We start from the raw sequence: 14,062 nt of genomic DNA, 5'->3' as shown, positions 1-14,062 counted from the left end.
TGCCCTTCATCGCCGTGTCGATCCAGCGCAGCCGCAGCGCGTCGCACTCGTCGGCCGCGAACGCCGGTAGCGTGCCGAAGGCGGAGAGCCCGAGCCCCGCGCCGTCGGCGGCCGCCAGGCGCAGGGCGGTCCGTCGGGTCACCTTCACGGACGCTCCGCCTTCGGCTCCGGCATGAGGAAGACCTGCTCCATCGGCGCCCACCACTCACCCGGCGCGGCTTGCCCGACCGGCTCCTGGCAGGGATCCGTGAGCTTCCACCACTCCTGGGTCGCCGGGTCTTCGCCGATGGCGGCGAGATCGGCTTCGAGGTCCTCGCCGTGGTACTCGAAGTAGCTGAAGAGCAGATCGCCGAGGAGATGGATCGAGTAGTTGGCGATGTGCGAGCCGCGCAGCCGCTCGAGCACGGCCTCGGGGACGTTGCGGTGCAACTCCCGGTAGGTGTCGGCCTTTTCGGGCCGCAGACGGATGACCTGTGCGACGCGCCGCATGCCGCGTCTCCCTTCGTCGGGACGGCGGCGGAGGGCTCGCCGTCGAGGTCCTGAGAGCCCCTCACGTTGCGAGCCTGAAAGTAAATCGGTTGCCCATTGCTGTCAATGGATCGCACAAGCCCTTGACGTATCTCTAGGTCAGCTCCTAGGTTCTGCGCCCAGGCCGCTTGGAAACCGATTTCCAAGGTTGCCTCATTCGGTTCCGTCCGCACCGCCCCCGGTTCCGGGCATCCCTTCCGCCCTCCCTCTCTTCCTCCCGTCCTCCCTCCCGTCCTCCCTCCCTTCCGTCCCGCAGAGGTGTTCATGAACTCCCGCCCGACCGTCGCACTGGTCATGGGCCTCGACACCGCCGCGCTCGTGCTGCCCCCCCCGGCGCTGCGGACGCGGCTGAGCGCCGGCGCCGAGCTGTGGGACGGGGTCATCACGGACTTCGCCGACGTGGGAGATCAACTGGCCGACCTCGAGGTTCTGTTGACAAGCTGGCGCTGCCCGCCCGTCGACACGGATTTCCTGGACGCGGCCTGCCCGCAGGCCGATGTCGAACTCGTGGAGCTCGACGAACTCCTGCGCCGCAGCGACGTGGTCACCGTGCACGCACCCGCGCCGCCCGAGACCCGCCATCTGCTCGACGAACGCCGCCTCGGGCTCCTGCGCGACGGGGCGATCCTCGTCAACACCTCCCGCGGGCAGCTCATCGACACCGAGGCCCTGGTACGCCACTGCGCCTCGGGCCGCCTCAAGGCGGTGCTCGACGTCACCGACCCCGAGCCCCTGCCCGCGGGCCACCCCCTGTTCTCCCTGCCGAACGTCCTGGTGACCCCGCACATCGCGGGCGCACTGGGCAACGAGATCAGCTGCCTCGGAGCGTTCGCCGTCGCAGAGATCGAACGCATCGCCGCCGGCCGCCCGTTGATCGGGCAGGTCGAACTCTCCGAGCTGACGCACCTCGCGTAGTGCTCCCGCCCTCGCTTCAGGAGTTCCCCATGGACATCAACACGTCCCGTTCGGTCCCGGCACGGCGCACGCTTCTGCGCACCCTCGGCGGCCTGGCCGTCGCCGTCCCGGCCGCCGGCTGCTCTCCTCCTGCGCCGGCGTCGAGGAGGAGCCCTCGGGCTCGTCCGCCAAGGGCCAGAAGAGCGCGTCCAACCCGCTCGGCATCGACAAGAACGCCGGCCTCGAGGTCGTCATCTTCAAGGGGGTACGAGGCGGACTGGACCGCGCTGTTCGCGGGTCTGGTCATGGCGTCGGCGCCCATCGTCGGTGTGTATCTGTTCATGCAGCGCAGGATCCAGGCGGGGCTGAGCGTGGGGCTGCTCAAGTAGGGCCGCTCAAGGTGGGGGGATATCGCCACAGTTGGGACCGGCCGCCCTGCGCACGAGGCCACCGGGCAACACAGGGAAACAGCGTGCAACCGTATACTCCGCGCATGCCAGCAGCTCCTCGCCGTGCCACGACCATCCGCGACGTCGCCGCCCGCGCGGGTGTGTCACCGGCCACCGTCTCCCGCGTCCTGACCGGAAACCGGCCCGTCTCGCCGGCCATCCACAGCAAGGTGCAGCGGGCCATCAAGGAGCTCGACTATGTGGTGAACGCGCAGGCCCGCGCCCTGTCCGGAACCAACACCCAGACCATCGCCATCCTGATCCCCGACGTGGCCTGGAGTTTCCACGGCCAGGTCGCGCACGGCATCGAGCAGCAGGCGATCGCCGAGGGGCGGCTCAGCCTGATCTGCTCCACGCTCGGTGACCCCCAGCGGGAGGTCGCGCTGATCGAGATGCTGCGCCAGCGCAGCACCGAGGCCGTGATCCTGGTCGGCGGCGCGGACACCAACGACGAGTACGTGTCCCGGATCGGCCGCCTCGCCGAGGCGCTCGACCGCGAGGGCTCGCGGCTCGTGCTGTGCGGCAGGCCCGCACCGAAGCCGGGACTGCCGGTGACCGTCGTGGACTACGACAACGAGGGCGGCGCGTACGCGGCGGCCGGGCATCTGCTCTCCGCCGGGCACCGCAGGATCGCCTTCATCGGCGGGACGCCGGGCAACACCACCTTCGACGCCCGCCATGCGGGCTACCGGCGGGCCCTGGCCGACCACGGCGTCGACGCCGACCCGGCCCTGACCGTCCACGGACCCGCCGCGCGGGGTTTCGGCCACGAGCAGGTGCGGACCTGGCTCGCGGCCGGGGACCTGCCGTGCACGGCGGTGTTCTGCTTCGACGACCTCATCGCGGCCGGTGTCATCGCCGCGGCGCGGGAGTCGGGCCTCAAGGTGCCCGATGACCTGTCGGTGCTCGGTTACGACGACGAGCCCCTGGCCATCGACGTCCATCCGGCCCTGACCACCGTGCACGTACCGCACGAGGAGCTCGGCCGTACCGCCGTACGGCAGGCGCTGCACCGCGACGACCCGATGAACCAGTCGAGGGGTCAGAGCGTCACGCTGGGCACGCACTTGGTGCTGCGCCAGTCGGTGCGGACGTATCGGCGTGGGGCCTGAGGAGGCGACGGCCGGTGTTCTCGCCGCGGGGCCGGACGGGGCGAGCGCCGGTGTACGCGAGAGGGTCAGCCGCGGCGTCGGCCGCGCGGTGCCGCGTGCTCCTCGCGGATATGGGCGGTGAGCGCGATCGACGCGGTGGCCCGGTCGTACGAGAGCTGCGCGACCCGTGCGTACAGGCAGTCGATGATCAGCAGGACGGAGTGGCGCGCGCCGAAGCCGCCGTACCGGAAGCTCGTCTCGCCCGAGGTCGAGGTCAGGTGGATGGCCGCGGCCTGCGCCGCGGGGGAGCGGGGGTCCGAGGTGATGGCGAGGGTGGTCGCGCCGCGCTCGGCGGCCAGGCGCAAGGGGCCGAGGGCCTCGCGGGTGCTGCCGGAGTGCGAGAGGGCGATGGCCACGTCGGCGGGAGTGAGGAGCGAGGCCGAGGTCTTGGCCGCGTGCACCTCGGTCCAGCCCCTGGCCTGGCAGCCGATCCCGAAGAGCCGGGCCTCGAGCTCACGGGCCAGCATGCCGGACGCGCCCACTCCGTAGACATCGATCCTGCGGGCCTTCGCCAGCGCCTGCGCCGCCCGTTCGAGCGCGTCGCGGTCGAGGCGTTCGACCGTGGCGCGCAGCGCCTTGAGGTCGGCGTGCGCGATGACGTCGATCAGCTGGTCGAGGGTGTCGTCGGGGCCGATGTCGGGCCCGAGCGGCCGGCCCTGCGTGAACTGCTCGCCGGTGGACTGCCCCTGTTCCTTGGCGAGTTCGAGCAGCAGTGCCTGGTACGAGTCGAGCCCGATGGCCTGGCAGAAACGGGTGACCGTCGCCTGCGAGGTGCCGGTGCGGCGCCCGAGGTCCGCCGCCGAGGTGTGGGCGAGCGCGGCCGGGTCGGCGAGCACCTGCTCGGCGACCTTGCGCAACGAGGCGGTCAGCCGGGGCAGTTCGGAGTGGATCAGGGTGGTGATCACGGTGGGCTCGACTCGATTCGTATCGATTCACGGTCCGGCTCTTGTCAGGCCGTGATTCTATCAACCACCATGAGGTGTGATTGATGAATCATTGAATCAAGCCCCGCCTTCCCGTGCGCAGTCTTCCGGCGAGCACGCACCACGCGCTTCGGGAGGGCTCCTTCGCATCGGCGTCGACGCCGGCGGCACCCGCACCCGCGCGTTCTGCGCCGACGCCGCGGGGCGGCTGATCGGCACGGGTGCCGGCGGCCCGGGCAACGCACTCGGCGTGCAACCCGACGCTCTCGTACGGCACTTGCGCGAAGCGCTCGACGCCGCCGTGCCGGCCGGGATGCGCGAGCGGGGCGCGCTGGTCGCGGGCGGTTTCGCCGGCGGGGGATACGGGCGCGGCCGGGACACCGCGGGCGCCTGCCTCGCGCAGGCCCTCGACTCGCTGGGGATCGAGGCGGCCGCCCTGGAGATGTACGGGGACGCGGAGGTCGCGTTCGCCTCCGGACCCGGGGTGCCGGCGGACGGGCTCGTCCTGATCGCGGGCACGGGCGCGACCGCCGCGCGGATCGGTGGACGCCGGAGCACGCAGGTCGTGGACGGGCACGGCTGGCTGCTCGGCGACGAGGGCAGCGGCTTCTGGCTGGGGCGTGAGGCCGTACGGGCCGCATTGTGGGCGCTTGACGGGCGCGGCCCGCGGGGGCTGCTCGTGGAGCGCGTGCTGGAGACGGCCGTTCCCGCGGGGGAGCGCCCCGGGCGGCTCAGGGACGCCATCGCCGACTGGGCCTACTCCCGGCCGCCGGCCGCACTCGCCGCGCTGAGCCCGCTGGTGGTCGAGGCCGAGGCGGACGGTGATCCGGCGGCGGGCGCCCTGCTCGACCGTGCGGCCGACGAACTGGTGGACAAGCTGCGCGCGTTGGGCGCGCGCCCCGGAGAACTGCTCGTCGCCACCGGCGGTCTGATCGCGCCAGGCGGTCCGCTGGCGGAGCGCCTGTCCGTACGGGTGGAGTCAATGGGGCTGCGTATGGCGGCAGTTCGGGACGGCGGCGCGGGGGCTGTGGCCCTCGCGGGCCTCTTGACGCCCTGACCCGTCTGGTTCATTGTTTCAAGCAATCCATCAGTGCCCGGTTCTGTGAACCGAAAGATGAGAGCGAGATTCCTCGATGACCGACGCCCCGCAGATCAGCGCGAGTCTCTTCGTCGACGAGGCGCGCGCCGCCCTCGACGCGGCGATCGACGCCAACAAGGAGGCGGTGGTGGCGGCGGCCCGCCTGTTCGCGGACTGCGTGGCGGCGGACGGAGTGATCCACGCCTTCGGTACGGGTCACTCGCAGGCCACGGCGCTCGAGATCTCCGGCCGTGCGGGAGGCCTCATCCCCACCAACCGCATCGGCCTCACGGACCTGGTGCTCCGCGGTGGCGAGGGCCTCGAGGTCCTCGCCGATCCGCTGCTCGAACGCCGGCCCGGACTGGCCGCGCGCCTCTACGAGTTGAGCGGCGCGCGCCCCCAGGACCTCTTCGTGATCATCTCCAACTCGGGGGTCAACAACTCCATCGTCGACATGGCCCACTTGGTGAAGGAGAAGGGGCACGCCCTCGTGGCCATCACCTCGATGGAACACACCCGCTCGGTCCCCGCCCTGCACCCCAGCGGCAAGCGTCTCGCGGATCTGGCGGACGTGGTGCTCGACAACGGCGCCCCGTCGGGCGACGCGATCCTCCCGCTGCCGGACGGCGGCGGTCTGTGCGGCGTCTCCACCCTCACCTCGTCGACCCTGGCCCAGATGGTGGTGGCCGACAGTGTGGCCCTGCTGATCGCCGAGGGCCACGAGGTCCCGGTCTACATCTCGGCCAACCTCCCGGGTGGCTTCGAACGCAACGCGAAGCTGGAGGCCCACTACGAAGGGCGGCTGCACCGGGGCGGGTTCTGACGGCACATTGCCGAGAAGCGGCCAGTACGCGCTCAAGGCCGCCGGTCAGCACGTACGCCGGGTCACTGCGCTCAGTGGCCCGGCGCGGCTGCGTCCTCGCGCCGGCCCGCAAGGAAGCGCGCCTTCTTCTCGCGGTTGCCGCACGTGTTCATGTCGCACCATCTGCGGGTGCGGCTTCGGCTGGTGTCGAAGAAGGCGGCCCGGCAGGTCGGTGACGCGCACAGGGCGAGCCTGCCGTCCCGCTCGCCCGAGATGATGCCGACCGCGTCGGCGGCGATCACGCTCAGGGCATCGGCCACGGGTGAGGCGGCGCCGAGCCGCCACTGCCGATCGCCCTCGGGCGTCAGTACGGCCGCGGCGCGGCCCTGCGCGCTGCACTCGTTGATGATCCGTACGGCGGCCGCGGGAAGCGGCTCCTGGCGGGCGGCCGCTGTCGCGGCGGCGTGCACCGCCTCCCTCAACTCCCGTGCGTGCGCCAGCTGATCGGCGGTGCAGGAGTCGATGGCGAGGCCACTGACGCCCAGCCAGTCGACCAGCCGCTGCGGTGTGGGGATGCGCTCCACGGCGTCGCCGTAGCGCTCCGACAGGGTTCCCGTGAAGCTGGTCGCCAGCACCTTGCCGAGCCGGAAGTCGGGGAACCGGTCATTCATGGAACCACCATAGCCGGTTGCGGATGGCCGTCCGGATGCACTAGAACCGTCAATGCCGGTTCCGCAGGACCCCCGAGCCGGCTTCGTCGACGCTCTGGAGGTCCCGTGAACCGCCGAACCGGAGATGCGCAGGGAACCCGAGATGCGCAGAGAACCGGAGTTGTGCAGGCGTTCGCAGCCCACGCACCCGACACCGCGCTCGACGATCTGCGGACGAGACTGGCCGCGGCCCGGCTGCCGGAGGCCGAGACGGTGCACGGGGCCGCTCCCGGTCCGGGTCGATGGGCCCAGGGCGTTCCGCTCGCGGACCTCGTGGACGTCGTGCACTACTGGCGCACGGCGTACGACTGGCGTTCCTTCGAGGCGCGCCTGGACCGGATCGGCCAGTTCCGTACGACCGTCGACGGTCTGGGCATCCACTTCCTGCACCGCCGGTCGAGCCGCGCGGACGCCACCCCGCTGGTCCTGACGCACGGATGGCCGGGCAGCGTCGCCGAGTTCACGCATGTCGTGGACGAACTGGCCGATCCGAAGGACGGGGACGCGCCCGCGTTCCACGTCGTCATCCCGTCGCTGCCGGGCTTCGGGTACAGCGAGAAGCCCGCCGGCACCGGATGGGGAACCGAGAGGATCGCGGCCGCCTGGGTGGAGCTGATGGGCAGGCTCGGCTACGACAAGTTCCTTGCCCACGGCGGAGATTGGGGAGGTGTGATCACCACGATCCTCGGCGGCCGGTTCCCCGAGCATGTGCTCGGCATCCACACCGTCACCCCTCAGGCGCCGCCCGGCCTCTCCCTGGACGCCCTGACGGCGGCCGACCGCGCCTGGGCCGAGGAGACCCGCGACTTCTGGGCCCACCGCGCCGCGTACGCGAAGCAGATGGCGGCCCGGCCGCAGACCATCGGATACGCGCTCGTCGACTCGCCGGTCGCACTGCTCGCCTGGATCCTCGACAAGTTCGCCGAGTGGACGGACACCGAGGACAGCCCGTTCGAGCGGATCTCCAGGGACCGCGTTCTCGACGACGTCACCCTGTACTGGCTGACACGGACCGGCGCTTCGGCGGCCCGTATCTACTACGAGAGCCACGATTCGCTCGACCCCGCACTCCGGGTCGACGTCCCGGCGGCCGTCAGCGTCTATCCCCGCGACATCGAGAAGTGCCCGCGCCCCTGGGCGCAGGAGCGGTTCCGGCGGATCGTCCGCTGGGCCACCCCCGAAGCCGGCGGGCATTTCCCGGCACTCGAGGTGCCCGGGCCGTTCGCCGAGGACCTGCGGGAGGGCCTGGCGGCCGTGCTCGCCGCAGGCGGCAGGTAGTCGGCAGTCAAGTGCCCGTACGAATAAGGGAGTTGACATAGCAGTGCCGGGTGAGCCGGCCCGAGGCCCGCTCACCCGGCACTCTCACGAGAGCGGCGTCAGGAGATCAGCTCCACCTCCGCCACCGTCGCCTCGCCCCCGGTGAACACCAGCCGGTACTTCGCGTACGGCCCCGGCGAGGACACCGAGAAGACCCGCGTCTGCTTGTCCCACGCGAACGACTCGCCCGCGCGCTTGTCCAGGTCCGTCCAGCGCGACCCGTCCGACGACCCTTGCAGCACCCACCCCGACGGCGCCTTCGCCTTGTCCGCCGAGGTCAGGGTGTACTGGACCGCACGCGTACGCTCGGCGGCCGGAAGGTCCACGGACGCCGAAGTCGCAGACGTGGCAGAGGAGTTGTCGAACAGCTCCCCGTCACCCGCCAGGACGTCGTCCCGCGGCGCCGGCACCTTGTCGTCGTCCGTGATCGACACCGGACCGGCCGAGCTCCCCGTGCCCCACTTCGACGGCTTCGGGCCCATGTCGAACTCCAGGACGCCGCCCTTCGCGACCACCGCGTGCGGCAGAGCGGTCGAGGACCACTGCTTGCCGTTCACGCGAAGGCCCTGCACGTAGATGTTCGACGCGCTGTTCTTCGGCGCCTTCACCACCAGGGTCTTGCCGTTGTCCATACGGACCGTCGCCTTCTCGAAGAGCGGCGAGCCGATCGCGTACTCCCCGGACCCCATCACCAGCGGATAGAAGCCGAGCGCGGAGAAGAGGTACCAGGCCGACTGCTCGCCGTTGTCCTCGTCGCCGTGGTACCCCTGGCCGATCTCGCTGCCGACGTACAGACGGGACAGGACCTCCCGGACCTTCTCCTGTGTCTTCCAGGGCTGCGCGGCCGCATTGTACATGTACGTGGCGTGGTGCGCGACCTGGTTCGAGTGGCCGTACATGCCCATCCGTACGTCACGGGCCTCGGTCATCTCGTGGATCACACCGCCGTACGAGCCCTTGAACTCCGGTGAGGCGGTCTCGGGCGTCGTGAAATACGTGTCCAGCTTCTCGCCGAGACCGGCACGCCCTCCGTACAGGTTCGCCAGACCACGCGAATCCTGGGGTGCGGTGAAGGCATAACCCCACCCGTTGGTCTCGGTGTAGTCGTAACCCCAGATGCGCGGGTCGTACGCACCGGACGGCACGCGCCAGTCACCCTTGAGGTCGCGTCCCTGGAAGAAGCCCTTGCTGTCCGTGTCACCGCCGCCGGCCGCGGCGTCGAACAACTTCACATAGTTCTGGGCCCTGTTGAGGAAGTAAGCCGACTCCTCCTTGTAGCGCTTCTTCCCGGTCTCGCGGTAGAGCTTCTTGCCCATCTGCGCGATGCCGTAGTCGTTGAGGTACCCCTCCAGGGACCAGGAGAGGCCCTCGTGCGTATCGGTCGAGGCATAGCCGAGGAAGGGAGAGGTCTCCATTCCCTTACGGCCCACACCCGACGACGGCGGCACCACCGTGGCGTTCTTCAGTGCCGCCTCGTACGCGGCGGAGGCGTCGAAGTCCACGCCCTTCACATACGCGTCCGCGAAGGCGACATCCGACGACGTGCCGGTCATCAGGTCCGCGTAGCCGGGCGAGGACCAGCGGGATATCCAGCCGCCGTCCTTGTACTGCTGCACGAAGCCGTCGACCAGCTCACCCGCCTTGCCGGGCGTGAGGAAGGAGTACGCCGGCCACGTCGTGCGATACGTGTCCCAGAAGCCGTTGTTGACGTAGACCTTGCCCTCGACGATCTTCGCGCCGGTGTGCGTCGGCGTATCCTCGCCGACGGCCGGCGAGAACGGGCTCGCGTACAGGTGCTTCGAACCGACCTTCTCGAAGCCGGAGTTGGGGTACAGATACAGCCGGTACAGCGAGGAGTACAGCGTCACCAGCTGGTCGTGCGTGGCGCCCTCGACCGTCACGCGGCCGAGGATGTCGTCCCACTGCTTCTGCGCGGCGGCCTTCACCTCGGAGAACGAGCGGCCCGCCGGGATCTCCGCATCCAGGTTCGCCTTCGCCTGGTCCACCGAGATCAGAGAGGTCGCGAGCCGCATCGTCACCGTGCGGTTCGCGCCCGCGTCGAAGCGGAGGTGGCCCTTCACCCCGGACGCCGCGCCGCCGGTCACGGGCTTGTCGAAGGTCCCGTACACGAAGAGCCGCGTGGCACCGGTCGACAGACCGCTCTTCACATCCGAGTACCCGGTCACCACGCCCTTGTCCGCATCCAGGGTCAGGCCCGCCTTGTCCGACACGTTGTCGAAGATCAGCGAAGCGTTGTCGTCCGGATACGTGAAGCGCATCAGCGCCGCATGGTCCGTGGGCGTGATCTCGGACCTGATGCCGTTCGTGGACTTCACCGCGTAGTAGTGCGGCCGGGCAATCTCGTCCGTGTGCCGGAAGGGCAACGCCCTCTTCGCGCGGTCGAGTTCGGGCGTCCCCGCGTCCTTGGACGGCAAGACCTGGAACGTCTGCCGTTCCCCCATCCACGGGCTCGGCTCATGGCTCGCGCTGAATGCCTGGATAGCGGGCAGATTGTCCGCGTTGTTCCCGCGCGCGTAGTCGTAGAGCCAGCTCAGCGAGCCGGCGTTGGTCACCGGCGTCCAGAAGTTGAAGCCATGCGGCACGGCCGTCGCGGGGAAGGTGTTGCCGCGCGAGAAGCCGCCGCTGGAGTTGGTGCCACGGGTGGTCGAGGCGTAGTCCGAGAGGTGGCTCGGCACGTCTTCCGGCGCCTTCGGGGCGATGGATATGTCATCGAGCCAGCCGCGGAACTTCGCCGGACCCTTCGGGGCGTCGTACGCGACCAGGATCCGGTCGACCGTCTTGCCGCGCGCCACCCGGCCTATGTCCGAGGCGACATGGTTCCACTGGTTGACGTAGAGCCGCTTCGCCTCGGCCTGCCCCTGCGGCGTGAGCTTTCCGCCGTGCGTGTCGACCGCGCCGAGCTCGCTCAGATACGTGCCGTCGGTGAAGGCAAGATCGACGCTGGCGAAAGTCGCCGGATACTTCAGGTCCGGCTCGTTCTCCGGCATCTGCGGGAAGATGCGGTACGAGAGTTCCGTATTCCGCTCTATCGCGACATCGACATCGAAGACCTTGTTGTACGAGTACGCCCGGCCTTCCGGCTTGTGTGTGCCCGCATAGCGCAGCGCGCGCTTGCCGGTGAACCCGGCGCCGGCCTTCGCGGTCGGCGAGCCGCTCGGCCCGCGGTCGACCGCGCTCTGCATGTCCTCGGGAACGGGCTGGCTCGTGTCGCCGTCGGAGAACTGCACGTCCGCAAGCTGCAGGATGCCGTCACCGTGGTTCGCGGTGAAGTCGATGCGGTAGTGCGCGTAGGCCGTGGTGTTCTCGAAGTCGTACGTCTTGGTCTGGAAGCGCTCGGAGAAGCTCTCGCCGCTACGGGTGTCGAGGGTCGTCCACTCCTTGCCGTCCGCGGAGCCCTGGAGCTTCCAGTCCTTGGGGTCGCGCCCGGCGGCGTCATTGGCCGAAGTCAGCGCGTACGTCACGACCTTGACCGGTTCGTCCAGATCGAACTCGGCCCAGCCCGTGGGGGCGAAGGTGAGCCACTTCGACGTGGGCTCCAGATCGACGAGGTTCTCCTTGACCTCGCCGGATCCCGCGTTCTCACCGCTCGCCCGCACCTCGGTGACGCGGTCGGTGACATTGCCCGGAATGCCGCTGCTGAACGCGCCGTCGACCCCGGAGGCCTTCTTCTTGCCGTCGGGGCCCGTCTCGGGGGTGTTGCGCCAGTCGACCGGCGCCTGATCGTCCTCGAACGAGGACCGGAACGCGGTGTCGGCGGCGGGCGCCCGGGGCGGAGCGGCGACGGCGGCGCCCTGACCGGTGACGATCAGGGCGAGGGCGCAGGCCGTGCCGAGCAGGGCAGTGGATGTCGATGGTCTACGGCGGCGGTGACTGCGCGGGGATCTGCCTGGGGATCCGTGCATCAGCGTCCCTCCCTCGATGTGGACAACGTTGTCAACGGTCGGCGCATCGTCCAGTAGGTCGCCAAGTGCCCAGTGGTGTCAAGGGTGTTGCAGAGGCGCACGGGGGAGCGGTGGCGGGAATCCATCGGAGCGGCACGGGGGCGCGGGGCGCGACTTCGGGCCTGCAGGGCACAGGCGACCGATTCGTCCGGACAGGCCGCGTCGGCAACGTTGCAAGAGCGACGGGCGAGGGCGCACGATGAGCCAAGTGCCCAGTGGTGCCAACGGTTCCGAGTGTGCTTGCGGGACGTTGCAAGTGGCCCGGAATGCCCTCCTCCGTTCCCGGGTGCTCAGGGCGCTGGATATCCGTGAGGTCTCAACTCAGGAAAGACTGGCATCCAAACCTGCATTCGATCTTGCCCAGTTGAAGGGAAGTGGACTATACCTGTCGGCGTCCAAGCATCCCGCGAATGCGGATGCGAGGCGGGGGGAGCAAGGGGCCTGAAACGTCTCCTGCCGTCAGCGGTTCACCCACCTCAGTGGATGCAGCACCCAAGGCTTCATCTGTTCGCGGGCGCCGGTGGATTCCGCTGCACCGCCTGAGTCCTGGAGGAGGTCGAGGACTTGAGTACGGGATCCACCTTCGGCGGGCCATCGCGATCTGATCAGGAGCGCCGGTCACGGCGCCGTGCATCTCGCAGCTGATCATCGGCGCCGCTCAGCGGCTCCGAAAAAACGGTGAAACGCCCGGATGTGTCTCTTCGCCGGTATTCCGCTCGGAGACCCACCCAATGCCGCGCTCCCAGGTAAGCGCGGCAAGCGCTTCACCGACCTGGCCTTGACGGCCGAACTCGCAGTGAAACCCAGGAAGATCGAATCGATCAGTGAGGATGCAGAGATGACGACTCGTATGGGGTCTCTTGACAGGCGGATGTTCCTGCGCGGGGCGATAGCAGCAGCGGTCACGGCTTCGATGGCCACTGCCTGCAGCTCTCCCTCCTCCAACACCGACAAGGGCGGCCCGAAGGGCGACAAGTCGGCCAAGAACCCGTTCGGCGTCGCCAAGAACTCCAAGGTCGAGGCGGCCATCTTCGACGGCGGCTACGGCACCGACTACGTCGGATTCGTCAACACGGTCATCGGCAAGCAGATCTCCGGCGTCAAGGTCGACGTCAAGCCGGTCGTCGACATCGCCCCCGAGCTCCAGCCCCGCTTCGTCGGCGGCAACCCGCCGGACCTCATCGACAACTCCGGTGAGGACCAGATCGGCTTCCTCGGCATTCTCGACCAGCTCGAGACGCTGGACGACGTCCTCGAGGCCAACAACTACGAGGGCACGAAGATCGCCGACACGATCTACGCCGGCGTCAAGAACCCCGGTACGTACAACGGCAAGTTCGTCGCGCTCAACTACGTGATGACCGTGTACGGCGTCTGGTACTCCCAGTCGCTGTTCGAGGCGAACGGCTGGACCGCCCCGAAGACGTGGGACGAGGCGTACGAGCTCGGCAAGAAGGCCAAGGAGAAGGGCAAGTACCTCTTCGTCCACGGCAAGGAAGCCGCGACCTACTACCAGACGCTGCTCATCGAGTCGGCGATCAAGGAGGGCGGCGACGAGGTCCGCCTCTCCCTGGAGAAGCTGGAGGCCGACTCCTGGTCGCACCCGGCCGTCCAGGGCGTCCTCAAGGTCATGGAGAAGATGGTCAAGGAGAAGATGTTCGTCCCGGGTGGCTCCGGAACCCAGTTCCAGAAGGCCCAGGCGATCTGGAGCAACGACCAGAAGGCGCTGCTCTACCCGACCGGTGGCTGGATCGAGAACGAGATGAAGGACGCCACCAAGGCCGACTTCAAGATGACCGGCATCCCGTCCATGACGCTCACCGCCGACTCGAAGATGCCCTACGAGGCGGTGCACGCGGCCGCGGGCGAGCCCTTCATCGTCCCCAAGCAGGCCAAGAACTCGGCCGGCGGCAAGGAGGTGCTGCGGGCCATGCTGTCCAAGGAGGCGGCCGCCAACTTCTCCAAGACGAAGCTGGCCCCGACCATCGTCAAGGGCACCGTCCCCGCGGACGGTTACGGCTCCTCCGCGCTCGTCTCGCAGTCGAAGATGCTCGAGGCCGCGGGCGAGAACATCTTCACCTTCAACTTCGTCGGCGCCTACGGCATCAACACCGACATGCTGGTGCCGTGGAACTCCTTCCTCGGTGGCGACCTCGACGCCAAGGGCCTGACCTCGGCTCTGCAGAAGATCTCGGACAAGATCCGGGAAGACGACTCCATCGAGAAGTTCGAGGTCAGCTAGTACCGC

Annotated in this window: 10 protein-coding genes; 6 read left to right on the top strand and 4 right to left on the bottom strand. The window is 69.2% G+C overall.

Annotated elements, in window-relative coordinates:
• Positions 1–144: 144 nt before the first annotated feature.
• Entirely contained in the window at positions 145–489 is a 345-nt protein-coding gene (locus tag H9Y04_RS11240; RefSeq protein ID WP_187813588.1) for an L-rhamnose mutarotase, read from the bottom strand.
• Positions 490–792: 303 nt separating this feature from the next.
• On the opposite strand from H9Y04_RS11240, the gene H9Y04_RS48650 reads away from it, so the two are divergent.
• Both H9Y04_RS48650 and H9Y04_RS11230 read left to right on the top strand, forming a co-directional pair.
• Complete coding sequence (locus H9Y04_RS48650; RefSeq protein WP_187813587.1) at positions 793–1,443, top strand: NAD(P)-dependent oxidoreductase; 651 nt, start codon at positions 793–795, stop codon at positions 1,441–1,443.
• A gap of 472 nt (positions 1,444–1,915) precedes the next feature.
• Entirely contained in the window at positions 1,916–2,983 is a 1,068-nt protein-coding gene (locus H9Y04_RS11230; protein ID WP_187813586.1) for a LacI family DNA-binding transcriptional regulator, read from the top strand.
• 65 nt (positions 2,984–3,048) lie between these two features.
• On the opposite strand, the gene H9Y04_RS11225 is transcribed toward H9Y04_RS11230, so the two are convergent.
• Positions 3,049–3,927 (bottom strand): MurR/RpiR family transcriptional regulator, encoded by an 879-nt coding sequence (locus H9Y04_RS11225; RefSeq protein ID WP_308800940.1) that lies wholly within the window; start codon positions 3,925–3,927, stop codon positions 3,049–3,051.
• 91 nt (positions 3,928–4,018) lie between these two features.
• Here H9Y04_RS11225 and H9Y04_RS11220 point away from each other — a divergent pair, with 91 nt between their 5' ends.
• Positions 4,019–5,002, top strand: a complete 984-nt coding sequence (locus tag H9Y04_RS11220; RefSeq protein ID WP_187813585.1) for an N-acetylglucosamine kinase — start codon at positions 4,019–4,021, stop codon at positions 5,000–5,002.
• A gap of 76 nt (positions 5,003–5,078) precedes the next feature.
• Positions 5,079–5,846 (top strand): sugar isomerase domain-containing protein, encoded by a 768-nt coding sequence (locus tag H9Y04_RS11215; RefSeq protein WP_187813584.1) that lies wholly within the window; start codon positions 5,079–5,081, stop codon positions 5,844–5,846.
• A 71-nt stretch (positions 5,847–5,917) separates the two neighbouring features.
• Here the strand turns inward: H9Y04_RS11215 and H9Y04_RS11210 are convergent, their stop codons facing one another.
• Complete coding sequence (locus H9Y04_RS11210; RefSeq protein WP_187813583.1) at positions 5,918–6,496, bottom strand: CGNR zinc finger domain-containing protein; 579 nt, start codon at positions 6,494–6,496, stop codon at positions 5,918–5,920.
• A 162-nt stretch (positions 6,497–6,658) separates the two neighbouring features.
• Between H9Y04_RS11210 and H9Y04_RS11205 the strand changes: the two genes are divergently transcribed.
• A complete protein-coding gene (locus tag H9Y04_RS11205) occupies positions 6,659–7,813 on the top strand; it encodes an epoxide hydrolase family protein (RefSeq protein WP_187813582.1) in 1,155 nt (384 codons plus the stop codon).
• A gap of 98 nt (positions 7,814–7,911) precedes the next feature.
• Here the strand turns inward: H9Y04_RS11205 and H9Y04_RS11200 are convergent, their stop codons facing one another.
• The gene (locus H9Y04_RS11200; protein ID WP_187813581.1) at positions 7,912–11,775 is read right to left on the bottom strand and encodes a GH92 family glycosyl hydrolase; all 3,864 of its coding nucleotides are present in this window, start codon (positions 11,773–11,775) and stop codon (positions 7,912–7,914) included.
• Positions 11,776–12,652: 877 nt separating this feature from the next.
• On the opposite strand from H9Y04_RS11200, the gene ngcE reads away from it, so the two are divergent.
• The gene (gene ngcE, locus H9Y04_RS11195) at positions 12,653–14,056 is read left to right on the top strand and encodes an N-acetylglucosamine/diacetylchitobiose ABC transporter substrate-binding protein (protein ID WP_187813580.1); all 1,404 of its coding nucleotides are present in this window, start codon (positions 12,653–12,655) and stop codon (positions 14,054–14,056) included.
• Positions 14,057–14,062: the final 6 nt, after the last annotated feature.

It is taken from the genome of Streptomyces polyasparticus (genome assembly GCF_014493765.1).
Taxonomy (GTDB): domain Bacteria; phylum Actinomycetota; class Actinomycetes; order Streptomycetales; family Streptomycetaceae; genus Streptomyces; species Streptomyces polyasparticus.
This window is presented reverse-complemented; position numbering and strand designations above follow the sequence as displayed.

Excerpts from the sequence above, each read along its gene's own strand:
- H9Y04_RS11240 (WP_187813588.1), bottom strand. The coding sequence starts at position 489 with ATGCGGCGCGTCGCACAGGTCATCCGTCTGCGGCCCGAAAAGGCCGAC.
- H9Y04_RS48650 (WP_187813587.1), top strand. The coding sequence starts at position 793 with ATGAACTCCCGCCCGACCGTCGCACTGGTCATGGGCCTCGACACCGCC.
- H9Y04_RS11230 (WP_187813586.1), top strand. The coding sequence starts at position 1,916 with ATGCCAGCAGCTCCTCGCCGTGCCACGACCATCCGCGACGTCGCCGCC.
- H9Y04_RS11215 (WP_187813584.1), top strand. The coding sequence starts at position 5,079 with ATGACCGACGCCCCGCAGATCAGCGCGAGTCTCTTCGTCGACGAGGCG.
- H9Y04_RS11210 (WP_187813583.1), bottom strand. The coding sequence starts at position 6,496 with ATGAATGACCGGTTCCCCGACTTCCGGCTCGGCAAGGTGCTGGCGACC.
- H9Y04_RS11200 (WP_187813581.1), bottom strand. The coding sequence starts at position 11,775 with ATGCACGGATCCCCAGGCAGATCCCCGCGCAGTCACCGCCGCCGTAGA.
- ngcE (WP_187813580.1), top strand. The coding sequence starts at position 12,653 with ATGACGACTCGTATGGGGTCTCTTGACAGGCGGATGTTCCTGCGCGGG.